We start from the raw sequence: 17,540 nt of genomic DNA on the forward strand, positions 1-17,540 counted from the left end.
GGTGGGAAAGTTACGACGGTTCACCCCTTTCGGTGGCGCGACGGACAACCGTCCGTCGCGCCACCGGCGTATCCGCTTACGGTCGTCCCGCTGTGAGTCGCCGTTCCAGCGGCGGCCGACCACAAGGGAGATCGGGGGTGTGCTCGTGCGGATCGGACTCCTCACCGACGGTGGTTATCCGTATGCGACCGGTGAGTCCAGGCTCTGGTGCGACCGTCTGGTGCGCGGACTCTCGCAGCACGAGTTCGATCTCTTCGCGCTCAGCCGCTCCGCCGAACAGGAAACGCAGGGCTGGGTCCAGCTTCCGGCACAGGTCAGCCGGGTGCGGACGGCGCCGCTGTGGACGACCGACGAGGACATCCTGGGCACCCACGCCTCCAAGGGGCTGCTCGCCCGGATGGTGACGGGCGGGGGCGGACGCTCGTACGGACGGCGCGAACGGCAGCGCTTCACCGCGTACTTCACGGCTCTCGCGACCTCCGTCTGCACGGCGGATGCGACGAGCGGCGAGGACGATGCCGCAGGCGCGAGCGGGGGAGCGGGTTCCGGTGGACGGAGCGATGACGGGCGTACAGGGCGTACGGCCGTCGGCGTCATGGACGCGCAGTTCACGGACGGCCTGTACGGACTGGCCGAACTGGCCCGCGAACACGGGGGGCTCCCAGCGGCGCTCCGCTCCGAAACCGCCGTACGCGTGCTCGAAGCCGCCTGCCGTGCCCCGGGCACCGGGCGCACCGTCCAGACCGCCACCGTCCCCGACTTCCTCGCCTTCGCCCGGGAGCTCGACCGGGTACTGCGCCCGCTCTCCCTCGACTGGTACGACGAGGAGAGCCTCGGCGCGGTCGACCTCTGCCACGCCACATCCGGTGGTGCCGCGGCGCTGCCGGGGCTGCTGGCCAAACGCTTCTTCGGGGTACCGCTGCTGGTCACCGAGCACGGCGTGCAACTGCGGGCGCACTACCTCGCAGCGGCCGACACCCCCCTGAGCGCGCCGGTACGCGCCCTGCTCTCCAACTTCCACGGACGGCTCGCCACCGAGGTGTACCGGCAGGCCGCGATCGTCACCCCCGGCAACACCCACACCCGCCGCTGGCAGGAACGCTGCGGTGCCGAGCGCGAGAAGCTGCGCACAGTCCACCCCGGCATGGAGTCAGGCAGGTTCACGGCCCTGGGGGAGAGCGGCGACAGCGGTCCCGACGACACGCTGGTCTGGGTCGGCCGGATCGAGCCCGCCAAGGACCTGATCGCGCTGCTGCACGCCTTCGCGGAGGTGCGGAAGGCCGAACCGGACGCCCGGCTGCGGATCATCGGCGCCCCGGCGCAGGGCCCGGAAGGCGCCACCTGTCTCGCGCACTGCCGGGCGCTCGCCGCCCAGCTGTTCCCCGACGAGGCCACGGGCGCACACGCCGTCGGCGACAACCCGGTCTCCTTCGAGGACATCGGCGGAGCCGAGGTGCCGGATCTGTCGGAGGCCTATGCGGCGGGCGGGGTCGTCGTCCTCTCCAGCGTTGTCGAAGGCTTCCCCATCAGCCTCGTCGAGGCGATGTTCTGCGGACGGGCCACGGTGTCGACGGACGTCGGCGCGGTGGTCGAAGTCATCGGCGGTACCGGGCTCGTGGTGCCCCCGCGCAACCCCAGGGCGCTCGCCGACGCCTGCCTCGCGCTGCTGCGCGACCCCGAGCGCCGCGCGCGGCTCGGAGCGGCGGCGCGCGCCCGCGCGCTCGAACTCTTCACCGTCGAACAGAACCTCGCGGCATTTCGCGGCATCTACCTGGAGCTGATCTCGCACGCCCCGGTGCGCAGGGAGGCCGACACGGTGAACGCCGACGGCGAACCGCGCCCGTTCGCCACTCCGCCCGAGGCGCACGTCCAGGGCCCGTGGACGGCCTCGGGCCCTGCCCCGGCAGGCGCGGTCGACCGCACACTCAGCTGGGCCGCCGAGTCCAGGACCGTCTGCGCGGGAGCTCGGGGAGCGGGTGGCGGCGATGTGTGAACAGCAACGGGGAACGGCCGGGACGGGCCGCAGCGGCGGGCCGGGACGGCCCGAGGCAACCGGCGACGATCACGGAGGAACCACCATGGGCGGCCCGACCGAGGTGTCCGACGCACCCGCCACACCGACCACCGGCGGAAGCTGGGACCTCCGCTCGCGGGCGCTCGTCTCCAAGACCCTCGTCGCCGAGATCTCGGAACCTGTGTGGGGCCCGCCGAACCCTGACCCGGCAGCGGTGGCGGCAGCTGCGGGCGAGCCCGTGGGCGTTCCGGACGATGCTGCTCGGAACGAGGCTTCTCGGGTCGCCGAGGCCGGTGACGTATCGGCCGAGGCCGGTCCCCTTACGGCTCCGGACGGCGAGCCCGCCTCCGCGCCGAAAGCCACAGAGAAAGCTGCCCTGGAAGAAACAGAGAAAGCTGCCCTGGAAGAACAGGCCACGGAGAAAGCGGCCACGGAGAAAGCCACCGCGGAGAACACCGCCGCAGAGCAGACCTTCGCGGAGCAGACCTCCGCAGAGAGGGCCACCACTCCCCGCGCCCCCGAGATCGCGCGCGCCGCTCCGGCGCGCAAGCTCAACGCCTCGCGCCGCGGTCCCGCCGACCCCGTGAAATCGCTGATGCACCGCCATCGCGAGCTGTGCGAGCGGGCCGTCGATCCGTTGGAGATCGCCGCCGGGCTCGAAGCCCATGGCGTCACCGACCGCGCCGCCGCCCGCTACCGGCACCGCGATGTCTTCTCGCTCGCCGAGGAGCTCTTCGCCCGGGTACCCGCCGTGGCGGGGGAGCCCGTAACAGCGCTCCGCGCGGCGGAGCGCGACACCGAGACGCGCGCCGTCTGGTCGCTCCGCGCACTGGTGCCAGGCGCGGCCTGCATCGCGACCGCCGGCGCACTGAGGCTTACCGAGGGGATGCTCGGAGGCCAGGGACGGCTTGCGATCGCCCTCACCGGAGTGCTCGTCGGCATTGTCGGACTCGCCCTCAGCCTGCGCAGCGGCCCCCTGCACGCCGAAGGCCGGTCCTCGGGCACCGCCCATGTGTACGGCTGCTGGCTCCTCGGCTATGTCCTGTACGGCGAAGCGCTGCTCGACCAGGTACTCAGCGGCGGCCCCGAAGGCCCCTGGACGCTCACCCCCGCACCGCTGCTGGGGCTGGCCCTCTCCGTCGCCCCGGCCGCTTGGTGCGCGCACCTCTTCTCCGTACACGCACACCGCAAACTCATCGTCAGTCGCGCACTGGAGGAGTTCGCCGCAGGTGTGCGCCCCCTGCTGTTCGGAGCCGTCGCACTCCACCTGTGCGTCCTCGCCGGGCTGCTCTACGTCGCGCATCTGGGGTACGGGGGCGGCGGCGCCTTCGTCGGGGCGGCCGCGCTCGGTGTGCTGCTCCTGCTGGCCCGGCTGCTGACCGTGCACGGTTTCCCGGAACCCGCCGCCGTCGGACTCGCCGCCGCCTGCGCCCTCGAAGCGCTGGCACCCGCACTGGTCCTGGCCGGGCGGCTGCCCGGTCTGCACTTCCTCGCCCGTCCCGTCGACGCCCTTGTCATGGCGGCCGGCACCGGAGCCGTACCCGCCGTCGCCTGTGGCGCAGCCGCGCTCGGACTGCTGATCAGCGCCACTGTCGCCCTCTCCCGGGCATCCGCCCACACCACACCCGGCGACGAAACCCGTACCACCGCGTAACCCGCGCGACCGAAGCCGCACCACCCTCACATACGAACAACCCGCACGCCCCCCGCGGAGCCGACGCTGCGGGTCCTTCCCCCGTACCGCACCACACTTCCTGAAGGAGACACCGGACATGACCCCCCAATCCCCCGCACCGGCAGCCCGCCGTCGGCACCGAGGGGGCGCGCGATGAGGGTGCTGCTGCTCGGAGCCAACGGATTCCTCGGCCGGTTCGTGGCCGACCGCCTCCTCGCCGACCCCGCCGTGCACCTCACGGCGCTCGGCCGCGGCGACGACGCCGACGTACGGTTCGACCTCGCCGGCGGCAGCCCCGGCGCGCTGACCCGTTTCCTGGACGCCGTCCACCCCGGAGTCGTCGTCAACTGCGCGGGCGCCACCCGTGGCGGGGCTCGCGACCTGACCCGCCACAACACCGTCGCCGTCGCCACCGTCTGCGAGGCAATGCGGCGCAGCGGCTGTACGGCCCGTCTCGTCCAGGTCGGCTGTTCGTCGGAGTACGGGCCCTCGCAGCCCGGCTCATCGACCGCGGAGGACGCAATTCCGCGCCCCGGCGGCCCGTACGGCGTCAGCAAGCTCGCAGCCACCGAACTCGTCCTCGGCTCCGGCCTCGACGCGGTCGTGCTGCGGGTCTTCTCCCCGGTCGGTCCCGGCACCCCGGCCGGTTCCCCGCTCGGCAGGCTCGCCGAGGCGATGCGCCGGGCCATGCAGTCCGGCGACGGCGAGCTGAAGCTCAGCGGCCTCGGCGTGCAGCGCGACTTCGTCGACGTACGCGATGTCGCGCGCGCCGTGCACGCCGCCTCGCTCTCCGCCGCGCAAGGCGTCGTCAACATCGGCACCGGCCGCGCCGTGCGGCTCCGGGACGCGGCCGGTGTTCTCGCCAGGGTCGCCGGATACGCGGGCGCACTCCACGAACTCGACGCGCCCCCGCCCCGGCTGCCGATCGGCGCCCCGCGCACCTCCACCGAGTCGGTCATCGAGCATCTCTCGGCGACCCCCTCCCCCTACCCGGACGGCTGCGGGGCCTGGCAGCAGGCCGACGTCCGCACCGCCAGGGACCGGCTCGGCTGGCGCCCCCGGATCAATCTGGAGGAGTCCCTCGCCGACATCTGGATGGAGGCGGCGTGCCGTATCTGACCCCCACCGATACCGCCCGCCGGACCAGCGGGGCCGAACAACTCGGCTTCGGTGTCCCCGGTTACGCGCATCCGCTGCTCGCCCCCACCGAATGGGCCGAGCTCACCCGCCCCGGCACCCCGCTGCACTGGGCGGTCCTCAACATCGACAACGGCCCCGGTGCCCGCCCCGACCCGCACTGTCTGGAGGCCGCGGGCCGGCTCCGCAACGCGCGGGAGCGGGCCGTGCACGGCGAAGCCCCGCAGGACTCCATTCGGGCGGCGGGCGGCCGGCTGCTCGGCCACCTCGATCTGGCCTTCGGCAGCCGCCCCTTCGGCGAGCTGATCGCCGACGCGCAGTCCTTTCTCGACTGGTACCGCGTCGACGGCTTCTATCTCGGCCGGTGCCCGGCCGGGCGTGCCGACCTCGCGGCGGTGCGCCGTCTCACCAGCACACTCGCCACGCTTCTCGAACACGGCGACTACGGGGAGGAGCGCGGGCTGCTGGTGCTGGGGCTGGGCACCCATCCGCATCCGGGCTATGCCGAGGCCGCCGACCAGCTGGTCACCTTCTCCGGACCGTGGACCGACTACCGCTGGTCGCAGGTGGCGGAGTGGACCGCCGCCTGTCCGCCGGAGCGGTTCGCGCACTTCGTCCACGGCGTTCCGCGCACCCACCTCGAAGAGGCCATGCGCATCGCCCGCTGGCAGGGCGCGGGCACGATCTTCTTCACGGACCGGGACGGCCGACACGGACAAACGGACCCATTCGCGGCGCTGCCCAGGTACTGGGACGAAATCGTCTCGCGGATCGGACCTGGTATCTCGGAATGAGAAGGGGCGTGGCAGTGTTACGGCAAGAACAACCGTACGTAGATGAAGTACGTAGAAACCGACCACCTGCATTGTTGAGGTTCCTGTGTCGCTGCCACCCCTGGTCGAGCCAGCTGCTGAGCTCACCGTCGACGAGGTCCGCAGGTACTCCCGCCACCTGATCATCCCGGATGTCGGGATGGACGGACAGAAGCGGCTGAAGAACGCAAAGGTGCTCTGTGTCGGCGCCGGCGGTCTCGGTTCGCCGGCCCTGATGTACCTGGCCGCCGCCGGTGTCGGCACGCTCGGCATCGTGGAGTTCGACGAGGTCGACGAGTCGAACCTGCAGCGCCAGATCATCCACAGCCAGGCCGACATCGGCCGCTCCAAGGCCGAGTCCGCCAAGGACTCGGTGCTGGGCATCAACCCGTACGTGAATGTGGTCCTTCACGAGGAGCGGCTCGAAGCCGACAACGTGATGGACATCTTCGCCCAGTACGACCTGATCGTGGACGGCACGGACAACTTCGCCACCCGCTATCTGGTCAACGACGCAGCCGTACTGCTGAACAAGCCGTACATCTGGGGCTCGATCTACCGGTTCGACGGCCAGGCGTCCGTCTTCTGGTCCGAGCACGGCCCCTGCTACCGCTGCCTCTACCCGGAGCCGCCCCCGCCGGGGATGGTCCCCTCCTGCGCCGAGGGCGGCGTGCTCGGGGTTCTCTGCGCCTCGGTCGGCTCCATCCAGGTCACCGAGGCCATCAAGCTGCTCGCCGGTATCGGCGACCCGCTGGTCGGCCGGCTGATGATCTACGACGCCCTGGAGATGCAGTACCGCCAGGTCAAGGTCCGCAAGGACCCCGACTGCGCGGTCTGCGGCGAGAACCCGACCGTCACCGAGCTCATCGACTACGAGGTCTTCTGCGGCGTCGTCTCCGAGGAGGCCCAGGAGGCGGCGCTCGGCTCCACGATCACTCCCAAGCAGCTCAAGGAGTGGATCGACGCGGACGAGAAGATCGAGATCATCGACGTCCGTGAGCTGAACGAGTTCGAGATCGTCTCGATCCCCGGTGCCCGGCTGATCCCGAAGAACGAGTTCCTGATGGGCAACGCCCTCCAGGACCTCCCGCAGGACAAGCGCATCGTCCTGCACTGCAAGACCGGTGTCCGCAGTGCCGAGGTCCTCGCAGTTCTCAAGTCGGCGGGCTTCGCCGACGCGGTGCATGTGGGCGGTGGCGTGATCGGCTGGGTCAACCAGATCGAGCCCGAGAAGCCGGTGTACTAAACGCTCAGCATGCCGAAGGGGCCGGTCCGCGCACTGCGGACCGGCCCCTTCGGCATGCACACGTCCTGCGTCACGAGCAGGTCTTGCCGTCCGCCGGGACTTTCCCGTCGAGGAAGTACGCGTTCACGGTCGACGTCACACACGTGCTCTCGCCGTACGCGCCGTGCCCCTCACCTTTGTTGGTGAGCATGATGCCGACGCCCTTGCCCAGCTCGTCCGCCATCTTCCGCGCACCCTCGTAGGGCGTCGCCGGGTCACCGGTCGTACCGACCACCAGGATCGGACCGGCGCCCGGAGCGCTCGCCTCCGGGTTGTCGTGCTCACCCTTCACCGGCCACTGGGCACACCAGCCGGCCGTGTCCCACGCCAGGAACGGGCCGAATACCGGGGACAGCTTCCGGAACTCGGGCAGCATGGCCCTGGCCTCGGCCGCCGTCGGCCGGAGCTTGCTGTCCGCGCAGGAGATGGCGCGCTGCGAGTGGTTCTGGGTGTCGTAGTGCCCCTTCTCGTCACGGCCGTTGTACGCGTCGGCCATCTGGAGGAGCATGTTGCCGGTGCCGCTCTTCTCGGCCTCGTCCAGCGCCTGGGTCAGATACGGCCAGTTGCTCTTGGAGTAGAGCGGCATGACGATGCCGGTGATGGCCAGCGACTCGTTGAGCTCGCGGCCCGAGGTGGTCGGCAGCGGCCTCTTGTCGATCCGTTCCAGCAGCCGGGCGATGCGCTGCGTGCCCGCCTTCGGGTCCTGGCCGCGGTCCTTGAGGTAGTTCTCCAGCGCCCGCTGGAAGCCGGTCGCCTGGTTGCGGGCGTGCCCGATCGTGTCCGCGGTCGGGTCGACGACGGCATCCAGGACGGTCCGGCCGACGTTCTTGGGGAAGAGGTGCGCGTAGGTGCCGCCGAGCTCCGTGCCGTACGACATGCCGAAGTAGGTGAGCTTCCTGTCGCCGAGTACCTCACGGATCAGATCCATGTCCCGGGCGGCGTTCGTCGTACCGACGTACGGCAGGACCTTGCCGGAGCGGCGCTCGCAGCCGGCGCCGAAGTCCGCGCCGTCCTTCATGAACGCCGCCTCCTCCGCCGCCGTGTCCGGAGTCATGTCGACCTTCCGGTTGGCGTCCTCCGTCTCCTTGTCGGTACGGCAGTTCACCCCTGCGCTGCCCGCGACCCCGCGCGGATCGAAGCTCACCAGGTCGTAGCGGGCGTTGAGCTTCTTGTACGAGCCGGCGGCGCGCGGCAGTATCGAGACGCCCGAACCGCCCGGGCCGCCGAAGTTGAACAGCATCGCGCCGAGGCGCCGGCCTTCGTCCCGGGCCTTCTTGCGGATCACGGCGATCCCGATGGTGTCGCCGTCCGGCTTCGCGTAGTCCAGCGGCACCTCGACCGTCGCGCACAGCCAGTCGTCACCGGGTGCGCTGCCGCCCGCGGGGGCCTTGCAGCTGTTCCAGTCCGGCCGCTGGGAGGTGAGGGCGGCGGGCAGCCCGGGCATGCCGGGCTGCCCGCTCGGCGTGGCGGACGACTGGCCGGGCGAGGACGCCGCACTGTGGTCCGTCCCGTCGGCCGGCTTGTCGTCCGTACCCCCGTCACAGCCCGCGAGCAGCCCCGTCAGCAGAAGTGCGGCGCCTGCCAGAGCCCCGGCACGTGCGTGTCCGACCACGTGTACGTCCCTCCCCGATGTGCCTGTACATACGACGTACAGAAAGTGCGCCCATGCTAGGCGGTCCGAGACGGTGAATTACTTGCAGACCGTCCCGGCCGCCGGAACCTTGCCGTCCAGCAGATAGTCGCCCACGGCCTTCTGCACACAGGCATTGCCGCTGTTGTACGCGCCGTGTCCCTGGCCCTCGTACGTCATCTCCACACCGACGCCCTTGCCCAGCGCGTCGGCCATCGCCTTCGCTCCCTTGTACGGGGTCGCCGGGTCGCCGGTGTTGCCGATGACGAGGATGGGCGCCGAGCCCCGGGCGCTGACGTCCGGGATCTCCCAGGCGCCCGCCACCGGCCAGCCGGTGCAGGCGAGCAGACCCCAGCCCAGATAGTCACCGAAGACCGGCGAGGCGGACTGGAACTCCGGGAGCTTCGCCATGGCCTGGTCCGCGGTGAACCGCTGCTTGGAGTCGGCACAGTTGATGGCGGTGTTGGCGGCCATCAAATTGTTGTAGCGACCGTCGGCCTCACGGCCGTTGAGCGAGTCCGCGAGAGCGAGGAGCAGCGCGCCGTTCCCGCCGTCGGCCTCGTCCACTCCCTGCTCCAGCAGCGGCCAGGTCTCCTTGGAGTAGAGGGCGGCCGCGATGCCGGTGATGGCCAGGGACTGCGTCAGCTGCCGGGACCCGATCCCCGGGATCGGCTTCTTCTCCAGCCGGGTGAGAAGGCCGGAGATTCCCTGCTCGACCTCCTTCCCGGTGGAACCGGGGAGACTGCAGGCGGCGCCGCGGTCCACGCAGTCCTTGGTGAAGTTGTCCAGCGCGAGCTGGAACCCCTTGGCCTGGCCGAGCGAGGACTGCTCGGAGTCCAGGGTCGGGTCGACGACCCCGTCCATCACCAGCCTGCCGACGTTCTTCGGGAACAAGTTGGCGTAGACACCGCCCAGTTCGGTGCCGTACGAGATGCCGAAGTAGTACAGCTTCTTGTCGCCGAGCACCTGACGCATCAGATCCATGTCGCGGGCGGCGTTGGCGGTGCCGACGTAGGGGAGCTCCTTGCCGGAGTTCTTCTTGCAGGCCGACGCGAACGTCTTGATTTCGTTGACGAAGGCATTCACATCGGCGCTGCTGTCCGGGGTGGCGTCGGTCTCGTAGCGCGCGTCGAGCTGCCGGTCGGTCTCGCATTCCACGCCCGCACTGCGTCCGACCCCGCGCGGGTCGAAGCTGACCAGGTCGTAGCGGGTGCGGAGCTTGTCGTAGTCGGTGCCGAAGGCGGGCAGGGTGGCGACGCCGGAAGCGCCGGGACCGCCGAAGTTGAAGATGAGGGAGCCGATTCGCTTGTCGGGATTCTTGGCCCTGGCCCGGATGAGTGCCAGCTCGATCGTCTCGCCGCCCGGATTCGCGTAGTCGAGCGGGACCTTCATGAAGGAACACTCCCAGGAGGTGCCGTCGGGCAGGGGCGACGGGGCCTTTCCGCCGCCCTGTGCCGTGGACGGGGCAGGGCAGGGCTTCCACGTCAGCTTCTGGGACGCGAGCCGACCGAGGCTGCTCGCCTCGGCGGCATTCGCCGCAACCGGAGACCGCGGCGGCCCGTCCGGGTCGTCCTTGGTGCCGCTCTCCGAGCAGGCGGTGATGGGAAGGAGCACGGTGACGGCGGCGGCGAGAGCGGCGGCACGCAGGGCGGAGGTCCTCATGGCCCCATCGTGCGGCGGGAACCGGACCCGTGCACGAGGCATCGGTCCAAGCGGGTGGCCGGGGCTCTCTCCGGTCGCCCGACCGGCCCTACGGACAGGCGCGTGCTACGGCTGAGGAACCGTCAGCTCGCCCCTACGGGTCAGAGCTCGCCCTTGCGGGTCAGATGGTTGAAGCAGAGCCAGCCGGGAAGCACCGGCAGCCACAGTGTCAGCAGTCGATACAGCAGAACGGCCGGTGCCGCGACCTCCTTCGGCAGGCCGACCGCGATCAGCCCCAGCGTCAGCGCGCCCTCGACCGCGCCCATTCCGCCCGGTGTGGGCGCCGCCGACCCCAGCGCGTTACCGGCCAGGAAGACCACCGCGATGCTCGCGTAGCTGAGATGCGGCACATCCGGGCCGCTGAACGCCCGGACCGACGCGTCCAGACACATCACGAACAGGCCGGTCAGCAGCAGCATTCCGCCGATGCCCGTCAGCAGCTTCTGCGGCCGCTGCACCACGTCGAGCATGCGCGGCACGACTCCGGCGAACAGCGACCGCACCCGCGTCACCACGAACTTCCGCAGGAACGGAACCGCCGTCACCACCAGCACCAGCACCGCGACCGTCAGCAGCCCGGCGATCACGGTCCTGGAAGGAGTGAGCGAGGACGGGGTCCTCTCGGTACCGGTCAGATAGCCGAACGCCGCCAGCAGCAGAATGTGGCAGCCGAGACCGAACAGCTGCGAGGCGCCGACACTCGCCACGGCGAGGCCCGGACGCACCCCCGCGCGCTGCAGGAAGCGGGTGTTCAGCGCCACACCGCCGACCGCGGCCGGGGCGACGATCTTCACGAAGGACCCGGCGACCTGCGCCAGCACGGTCTTGCCGAACGGCACGCGCTCCGGCACGAAGCCCAGCAGGCTCATCGCCGCCGCGACATAGCTGAGGGCCGAGAAGCCGACCGCGGCCGCCACCCAGCCCCACTCCGCCTGCTCGACGACCGCACCGAAGTCGGCCTGGGTGACCTGCGAGATGAGGAAGTACGCGGCGATGGCGCCGGCGATGCAGCTGACCAGGGTGCGCGCCTTGATGCGCTCCAGCCGTACCGGTTCGACCGGTGCCTGCGGCCGGATCAGCAGCACCTGCTGCCGCATCTGGGAGAGCAGATCCTCCTCGCGCGCCTCTTCCAGCGCGTCGTCCATGGCCCGCTTCTCGGCCTGCTTCTGGTTGCGCAGCGACTTGCGGGCGGCCTTGTGGTCCGGTACCGGACCGACGGTGGAGGTCTCCTGAGCCGCCCCGTGTTCGAGCGCCCTGGCATGCTTGGCCGCGTCCGACGCATCGAGCACCGCCTGGCGCTCGCGCTGCGAGCGTTCCCGGGCGAGCCGACGCAGGGTCGCCCGGGTGGAGCGGCTCAGCGCGATCGGCTGGAGCAGCGGCAGACAGTCCGCGACGGCATCGGGGCCGAGCACCTCCAGAGCACCGGCGACGGCCCGCTCGGCGCCCACCCGCAGACCCGTGGTGGTCAGCAGCTGAGCGACATCCATCCGCAGGACCAGATCACCGGCCGCGATCTCGCCGCCGCGCAGATCGGTGACGAACACCTTGCCGGAACGATCGACCAGGATGGCGTCGCCGGTGAGCCTGCGATGCGCGATCCGCCGCGACTGGAGCGCCTTCACCTGGCGCCAGGCGCCGCGCACCAGCTCGTCGGTGATCTCCGAGTCCTCCAGCGCGTCCAGGGAACGGCCGCCGATGTGCTCGTACACCAGCATCACGGCGTCGGGCCCGAGCTCGGAGGTGGCGATCAGCTTGGGTGCGTTGGCCCCGGCGGCGATCGCCGCGTACGCGAGCAGCGCCTCCTGCTCCAGAGCCTGACGCAGCGACTGGATGGAGCGGCGCTGGGTGATGCCGCGCAGAGTGAGCCTGCGCCACACCCGGTAGAAGAAGCCCTGGGCCTGTTGCTCGCGGTCGACGACCGTCACATCGAGTGGTGGCCCGTCCTCCAGGGTGACCAGGTAGCGGCGCCCGCGGTCGTTCTGATCGCCGGAGTCGGGTGCGTCCTCGGCGCGCATCGCGGTGACCGGGCGGAAGCCGACATGGCGCAGACCTGCCATCAGATGCTGACCGGTCGGCCGTACATTCGGCGAGCCGACCGCGTACAGCGTGCCGTACGCCACGGTCCAGCCGATCAGCACGGTGAGGATGATCGAGAACGGGGTCGTGTATCCGCCGACCAGCATGGCGAACGCGTCGAGCAGCAGCACCACCCACAGCACGACCCGCCAGCGTGGCCGTCTCGCCATCCCGACCGCCGTCATATAGGCGATCACGGGGGCGAGATAGCCGTGTACGGGATCGGTGAGCCCGTCACCGGGCTGCGGCTGGGTCAGGGCGTCCTGAATGGTGCCGGGGGCGGACTTGGCCACCCAGAGGTCGGTGGCGAGCGTGACGCCGTGCGCCAGTACGGCGGCGAGCACGCCGTCCGCGATCCGCAGTCCGTCGCGTTTGATCAGCCGCTCGATGGCGAACGCGACCGGAACGAGCAGCACGGCGATGCTGGAGACCAGACCGCCGGTCTTGATCAGGACGTCGGGCGCCTGGCCGGTTCCCTTGCTGATGTCCTGTTCGAGACCGGTGGTCGTGCCGTGGGCGAACGCGGCGACCGAGAGCAGGACGACGACCGCCAGGACCCCGATGAGGAGCCGCATGAGATCGGAGGGGCGGTGCACCCGGGCGGCGAGCAGCGGTTCGTCTCCCGAGACGCGCTCGGTCTGTTCCGCCGCGGCGGACGAGAGCGTCGAGCCGACCAGGTGCTCGGGCACCTCCCCCTGCTCCGCACCGGACTTTTCCTGCTTCGCAGCGGGCTTCTCGGCGGGTCCGTCCGAAGCGGCCGGGTGCGGTTCGGCGTCAGGGGCGTCCGCCGCCTTCGGTGGCTGCACGCCCTGCTCCTTCGTCGCCTCTGATTGGTCTTCGTGTTCTCGTATCACCGGTCACCGCCCGCACGATGGTGGCACGGCCCGGCGACAGACGAGGGCATCAGGGTGCACTGCGCGGACACGCGAAGCGCAACATACGCTCCTTTGCTCCCGCACGCACACCCCGTGAAAGGGCGCACACGGACCGGGCCGGGCTGTCGGTTGCGTACGGCAGGATGGGCCGAGTGAGCCAATACCGGACGAGCGGCGACCGGACGATCGACGAGTTGCCGGAGTACGCGGAGCGGGTGCTCGATGTCGCCGAGCTGATTCCGCCCGGCCGTGTCATGACGTACGGAGATGTCGCCGAGTGGCTGGGCGACGGCGGCCCGCGCCAGGTCGGCCGGGTCATGGCGCTGTACGGGGCCGCGGTGCCGTGGTGGCGCGTGGTGCGCGCAGACGGGGCGCTGCTGCCCGGTCACGAACTGCGGGCGCTGGACCACTACCGCGAGGAGAGCACCCCGCTGCGCGAGGCGTCCCGCAGCGCGGAGGGCCATCTGCCGCGACTCGACATGAAGCGGGCGCGATGGGACGGCGTCACCGGTGGTGCGGGCGCGGACGCGGACAGGGACAAGGGCGGAGGTGCTCACATCTGACAGCTTCGGCCATTCGGGGGCGCAACGGGCGGTGCCGGGCCCGGCCCGTGATGCGGAACACGAAGCGAGACGCGACGGCCCCCGTGACGCGGAACGTGACGAGGCACGCAGCGGACTCGCCCCGGACCGCGCCCCCGCTGGCGTAGCGTCGACAGTTCGCGGCACGCACCGCACCCTCAGCACCAGCACACCCACCAGGACCGGCGATCCACGTGAGCTCCTCCTCCTTCACCCGGCACAGTCCGCACCGTCAGGCACGGCAGGGGGTCCCCCCACGCCCGCAGGGGCGTAGGGGGAGGACCACGGGCGCGTACCGGCTGGTGCGCACCCCGCCGGGCTCCGTGGATCCCCCTCTCCTGGACGCGGCGCAACGTGCGGTGGTTGATCATCCCGGAGGCCCGTTCCTGGTGCTCGCCGGACCGGGCACCGGCAAGACGACCACGCTCGTCGAGGCGGTCGCCGCACGTGTCGCACGGGGCGGCGACCCGGCCCGCATCCTGGTCCTCACCTTCAGCCGCAAGGCCGCCGTGGAGCTGCGCGACCGGATGGCCGCCCGGCTCGGTGCCGCCCGCGGTCCGCAGGCCACCACATTCCACTCCTTCTGTTACGCACTGGTCCGCGCCCATCAGGACGCCGACCTCTTCGCCGAACCGATGCGGCTGCTCTCCGGACCGGAGCAGGACGTCACGGTCCGCGAGCTGCTCGCCGGCCAGCTCGAACTGGAACAGGACGGCTTCGCGCACATCCGCTGGCCGGACGAGCTGCGGGCCTGTCTGACCACACGCGGTTTCGCCGACGAGGTACGGGCGGTGCTCGCCCGCAGCCGTGAGCTGGGCCTGGGCCCGGACGCGCTGACCGACTTCGCCCGCCGTACCGGCCGCCCGGACTGGGGCGCCGCCGCCGAGTTCCTCGCCGAGTACCTGGATGTGCTGGACGCACAGGGGGTGCTGGACTACGCGGAGCTGGTGCACCGGGCCGTGCTGCTCGCGGAGCGCCCCGAGGTGTCGGCGCTGCTGGCCGGGCAGTACGACGTGGTGTTCGTGGACGAGTACCAGGACACGGACCCGGCACAGGTGCGGCTGCTGCACGCACTGGCCGGCAACCGGGGGAGCGCCCCGGGGGCCGGGGGCGGCCGGGATCTGATCGCCTTCGGTGACCCGGACCAGTCGATCTATGCGTTCCGGGGTGCCGATGTGAACGGCATCCTCGACTTCCCGGAGATGTTCCGGCGGGCGGACGGCGCCCCGGCACCGGTCGGCGTCCTCACGACCTCGCGCCGCTCCGGCGGACAGCTGCTGGCCGCCACCCGGCTGCTCACCCGGCGGATGCCGCTGACCCGGCTGCCCTCGGCGAAGGTCCGCGCCCACCGGGAGCTCGCCGCCGTCCGCGAGGGCGGCAGCGTGGAGACGTACACCTACCCGACCGCCTCCGCCGAACTCGACAACATCGCCGATCTGCTGCGCAGGGCGCATCTGGAGGACGGCGTCCCATGGAACGAGATGGCGGTGCTCGTACGGGCCGGAGGCCGCACGATCCCCTCGGTGCGCCGGGCCCTGACCTCGGCGGGCGTCCCCGTGGAGGTCGACGGCGACGACCTCCCCCTGCGCCATGAGCCGGCGGTGGCCCCGCTCCTGTCCGCCCTGCGCGCGGTCGCCGCAGCGGCGCTGCGCCGGGGCGCGCCGGGTGCGGAGGCGGAGGCCACGGCCTCGGAGGGCGCGGAGACCCCCGACTCGGAGGTCCGAGAGGGCGCGGAGGCGGAAACCCCGGCTCCTCCGGGCCAGGAGCCCGATCAGGCTGCCGGGCAGGACCCCGAAAAGGCTCCCGAAGCGCCTTCCTGGCTGGACACCGAGACGGCCCTGAGCCTCCTCACTTCCCCCCTCGGCTCCATGGACGCGGCCGACCTGCGCCGGCTCGGCCGGGCCCTGCGCGACGAGGAGCGGGCCGCCGGGAATCGCCTACCGGCGCCTTCCGGCGACCTGCTGGCCCGCGCGCTCGCCGAGCCCGAACGGCTTGTCGCGCACGATCCGGCGTACGCCCGTGGCGCCCAGCGACTCGGCGCGCTCCTGCGCAAGGCGCGCGAGCTTCTCGAAGGCGGCGGTACCGCGGAAGAAGCCCTGTGGGAGCTGTGGGCCGGCACCCCGTGGCCGGGGCGGCTGGAGCGTGCCGCGCTGCGCGGCGGTGCGGGCGGCCGCAACGCCGACCGCGACCTCGACGCCGTCTGCGCGCTCTTCGACACCGCGGCCCGCGCCGAGGAACGCACCGGCGGGCGCGGCGCGCTCAACTTCCTGGAGGAGGTCGACGCCCAGGACATCGCCGCCGACACCCTCTCCAGGCGCGCGGTGCGACCCGACGCCGTACGGCTGATGACCGCGCACAGGTCCAAGGGCCTGGAATGGCGCCTCGTCGTCGTCGCAGGGGTGCAGGAGGGGCTCTGGCCGGACCTGCGCCGCCGCGGTTCGCTCCTCGAAGCGGACCGGATCGGTCGCGACGGCCTGGCCGAACCGCTCACCCCCGGCGCCCTCCTCGCCGAGGAACGCCGCCTCTTCTACGTCGCTGCGACCCGCGCACGCGAACGTCTCGTCGTCACCGCGGTCAAGGCGCCCGCCGACGACGGCGACCAGCCGTCCCGCTTCCTCACCGAGCTCGGCGTCGAACCGCGCGACGTCACCGGTCGGCCGCGCCGGCCGCTCGCCGTCGCCGCGCTCGTCGCCGAACTCCGCGCCACCACCGTCGACCCCGACGCCTCGGACGCCCTGCGCGAGGAGGCCGCCCACCGCCTCGCCCGCCTCGCCGCGCTCACCGACGACGAGGGCCAGCCGCTCGTACCCGCGGCCCATCCCTACCGCTGGTGGGGCCTGTACGAGCCGACCCGCTCCGCCGTCCCGCTCCGCGACCGGGACCAGCCCGTGTCCCTCTCCGGCAGCGCGCTCGACCAGCTCGCCAACACCTGCGCGCTCCAGTGGTTCCTCGGCCGCGAGGTGAAGGCGGACGCCCCGGCGACAGCCGCACAGGGCTTCGGCAACGTCGTCCACGTACTCGCCGACGAGGTGGCCTCCGGGCGTACCCCCGCCGATCTGGCTGTCCTGATGGAGCGGCTGGACTCGGTCTGGGACGGCCTCGTCTTCGACGCCCCCTGGAAGTCCCAGCAGGAGAAGGAACAGGCCAGGGCCGCCCTCGAACGCTTCCTGCGCTGGCACGTCATGGACCGCACCGGCCGCACCCCCGCCGCGAGCGAGCACGACTTCGACGTGACGCTCGAAGCGGGGGAGTACGAGGTACGGATCCGCGGCTCCATGGACCGCGTCGAACGGGACGCCGACGGCCGGGCGTACGTCGTCGACTTCAAGACCGGCAAGCAGTCCCCGACCAAGGACGAGGTCGCCCGACACCCCCAGCTCGCCGTGTACCAGCTGGCCGTCCGGGAAGGGGCGGTCGACGAGGTCTTCGACGGCAATCGCCCCGTCCCCGGCGGCGCCGAACTCGTACAGCTGCGACAGCCCGCCCCGAAGAAGGAGGGCGGCGACGCCCTTCCCAAGGTGCAGGCCCAGGAACCGCTCTCCGGCGAGTGGGTCCCCGACCTGCTGGCCACGGCCGCCGGCCGGGTCCTGGACGAACGGTTCACCCCCACGACCGGCCAGCACTGCACACACTGCACCTTCCGTGCCTCGTGCAGCGCACAGCCGGAGGGCCGTCACATCCTGGAGTGAGAGCCTTCCGGCCGCTCGGTCAGGGCCTGAGAGCCACCACGACATGGACGGCATTCGCGGCGGCC

10 protein-coding genes are annotated in these 17,540 nt (G+C 71.6%); 7 read left to right on the forward strand and 3 right to left on the reverse strand.

From position 1 onward, the window contains the following. The first annotated feature begins 145 nt into the window (after positions 1-145). From ACIPEK_RS10190 to moeZ, 5 genes are all read left to right on the forward strand, one after another. Complete coding sequence (locus ACIPEK_RS10190) at positions 146-1,993, forward strand: DUF3492 domain-containing protein (RefSeq protein WP_401993468.1); 1,848 nt, start codon at positions 146-148, stop codon at positions 1,991-1,993. An 85-nt stretch (positions 1,994-2,078) separates the two neighbouring features. Then, positions 2,079-3,668: a hypothetical protein gene (locus ACIPEK_RS10195; protein WP_401993193.1), complete on the forward strand. Its 1,590-nt coding sequence runs from the start codon at positions 2,079-2,081 to the stop codon at positions 3,666-3,668. Positions 3,669-3,842: 174 nt separating this feature from the next. Continuing rightward, the gene (locus tag ACIPEK_RS10200; protein WP_383078231.1) at positions 3,843-4,808 is read left to right on the forward strand and encodes an NAD-dependent epimerase/dehydratase family protein; all 966 of its coding nucleotides are present in this window, start codon (positions 3,843-3,845) and stop codon (positions 4,806-4,808) included. Then, positions 4,796-5,620 carry a spherulation-specific family 4 protein gene (locus ACIPEK_RS10205; protein WP_401993196.1) on the forward strand — a complete coding sequence of 275 codons (825 nt, stop codon included), beginning with the start codon at positions 4,796-4,798 and terminating at the stop codon, positions 5,618-5,620. Before ACIPEK_RS10200 ends, ACIPEK_RS10205 begins: the two co-directional genes overlap by 13 nt. Positions 5,621-5,705: 85 nt before the next feature. Then, complete coding sequence (gene moeZ, locus ACIPEK_RS10210) at positions 5,706-6,884, forward strand: adenylyltransferase/sulfurtransferase MoeZ (RefSeq protein ID WP_401993199.1); 1,179 nt, start codon at positions 5,706-5,708, stop codon at positions 6,882-6,884. 70 nt (positions 6,885-6,954) lie between these two features. Here moeZ and ACIPEK_RS10215 read toward each other — a convergent pair whose 3' ends face one another. The 3 genes from ACIPEK_RS10215 to ACIPEK_RS10225 form a co-directional block, all read right to left on the reverse strand. Beyond that, complete coding sequence (locus ACIPEK_RS10215; RefSeq protein WP_401993202.1) at positions 6,955-8,535, reverse strand: alpha/beta hydrolase; 1,581 nt, start codon at positions 8,533-8,535, stop codon at positions 6,955-6,957. Positions 8,536-8,613: 78 nt separating this feature from the next. Continuing rightward, positions 8,614-10,215, reverse strand: a complete 1,602-nt coding sequence (locus ACIPEK_RS10220; protein WP_401993205.1) for an alpha/beta hydrolase — start codon at positions 10,213-10,215, stop codon at positions 8,614-8,616. Positions 10,216-10,355: 140 nt separating this feature from the next. Beyond that, on the reverse strand, positions 10,356-13,136 hold the full coding sequence (locus tag ACIPEK_RS10225; protein WP_401993208.1) for a YbhN family protein: 2,781 nt from the start codon (positions 13,134-13,136) through the stop codon (positions 10,356-10,358). A 212-nt stretch (positions 13,137-13,348) separates the two neighbouring features. Between ACIPEK_RS10225 and ACIPEK_RS10230 the strand changes: the two genes are divergently transcribed. Both ACIPEK_RS10230 and ACIPEK_RS10235 read left to right on the forward strand, forming a co-directional pair. Beyond that, on the forward strand, positions 13,349-13,768 hold the full coding sequence (locus tag ACIPEK_RS10230) for an MGMT family protein (RefSeq protein ID WP_401993211.1): 420 nt from the start codon (positions 13,349-13,351) through the stop codon (positions 13,766-13,768). A 212-nt stretch (positions 13,769-13,980) separates the two neighbouring features. Beyond that, on the forward strand, positions 13,981-17,475 hold the full coding sequence (locus ACIPEK_RS10235) for an ATP-dependent helicase (RefSeq protein ID WP_401993214.1): 3,495 nt from the start codon (positions 13,981-13,983) through the stop codon (positions 17,473-17,475). Positions 17,476-17,540 lie beyond the last annotated feature (65 nt).

The organism is Streptomyces sp. NPDC088246, from assembly GCF_044741025.1.
Classification (GTDB): domain Bacteria; phylum Actinomycetota; class Actinomycetes; order Streptomycetales; family Streptomycetaceae; genus Streptomyces.

Excerpts from the sequence above, each read along its gene's own strand:
- ACIPEK_RS10195 (WP_401993193.1), top strand. The coding sequence starts at position 2,079 with ATGGGCGGCCCGACCGAGGTGTCCGACGCACCCGCCACACCGACCACC.
- ACIPEK_RS10200 (WP_383078231.1), top strand. The coding sequence starts at position 3,843 with ATGAGGGTGCTGCTGCTCGGAGCCAACGGATTCCTCGGCCGGTTCGTG.
- ACIPEK_RS10220 (WP_401993205.1), bottom strand. The coding sequence starts at position 10,215 with ATGAGGACCTCCGCCCTGCGTGCCGCCGCTCTCGCCGCCGCCGTCACC.
- ACIPEK_RS10230 (WP_401993211.1), top strand. The coding sequence starts at position 13,349 with ATGGGCCGAGTGAGCCAATACCGGACGAGCGGCGACCGGACGATCGAC.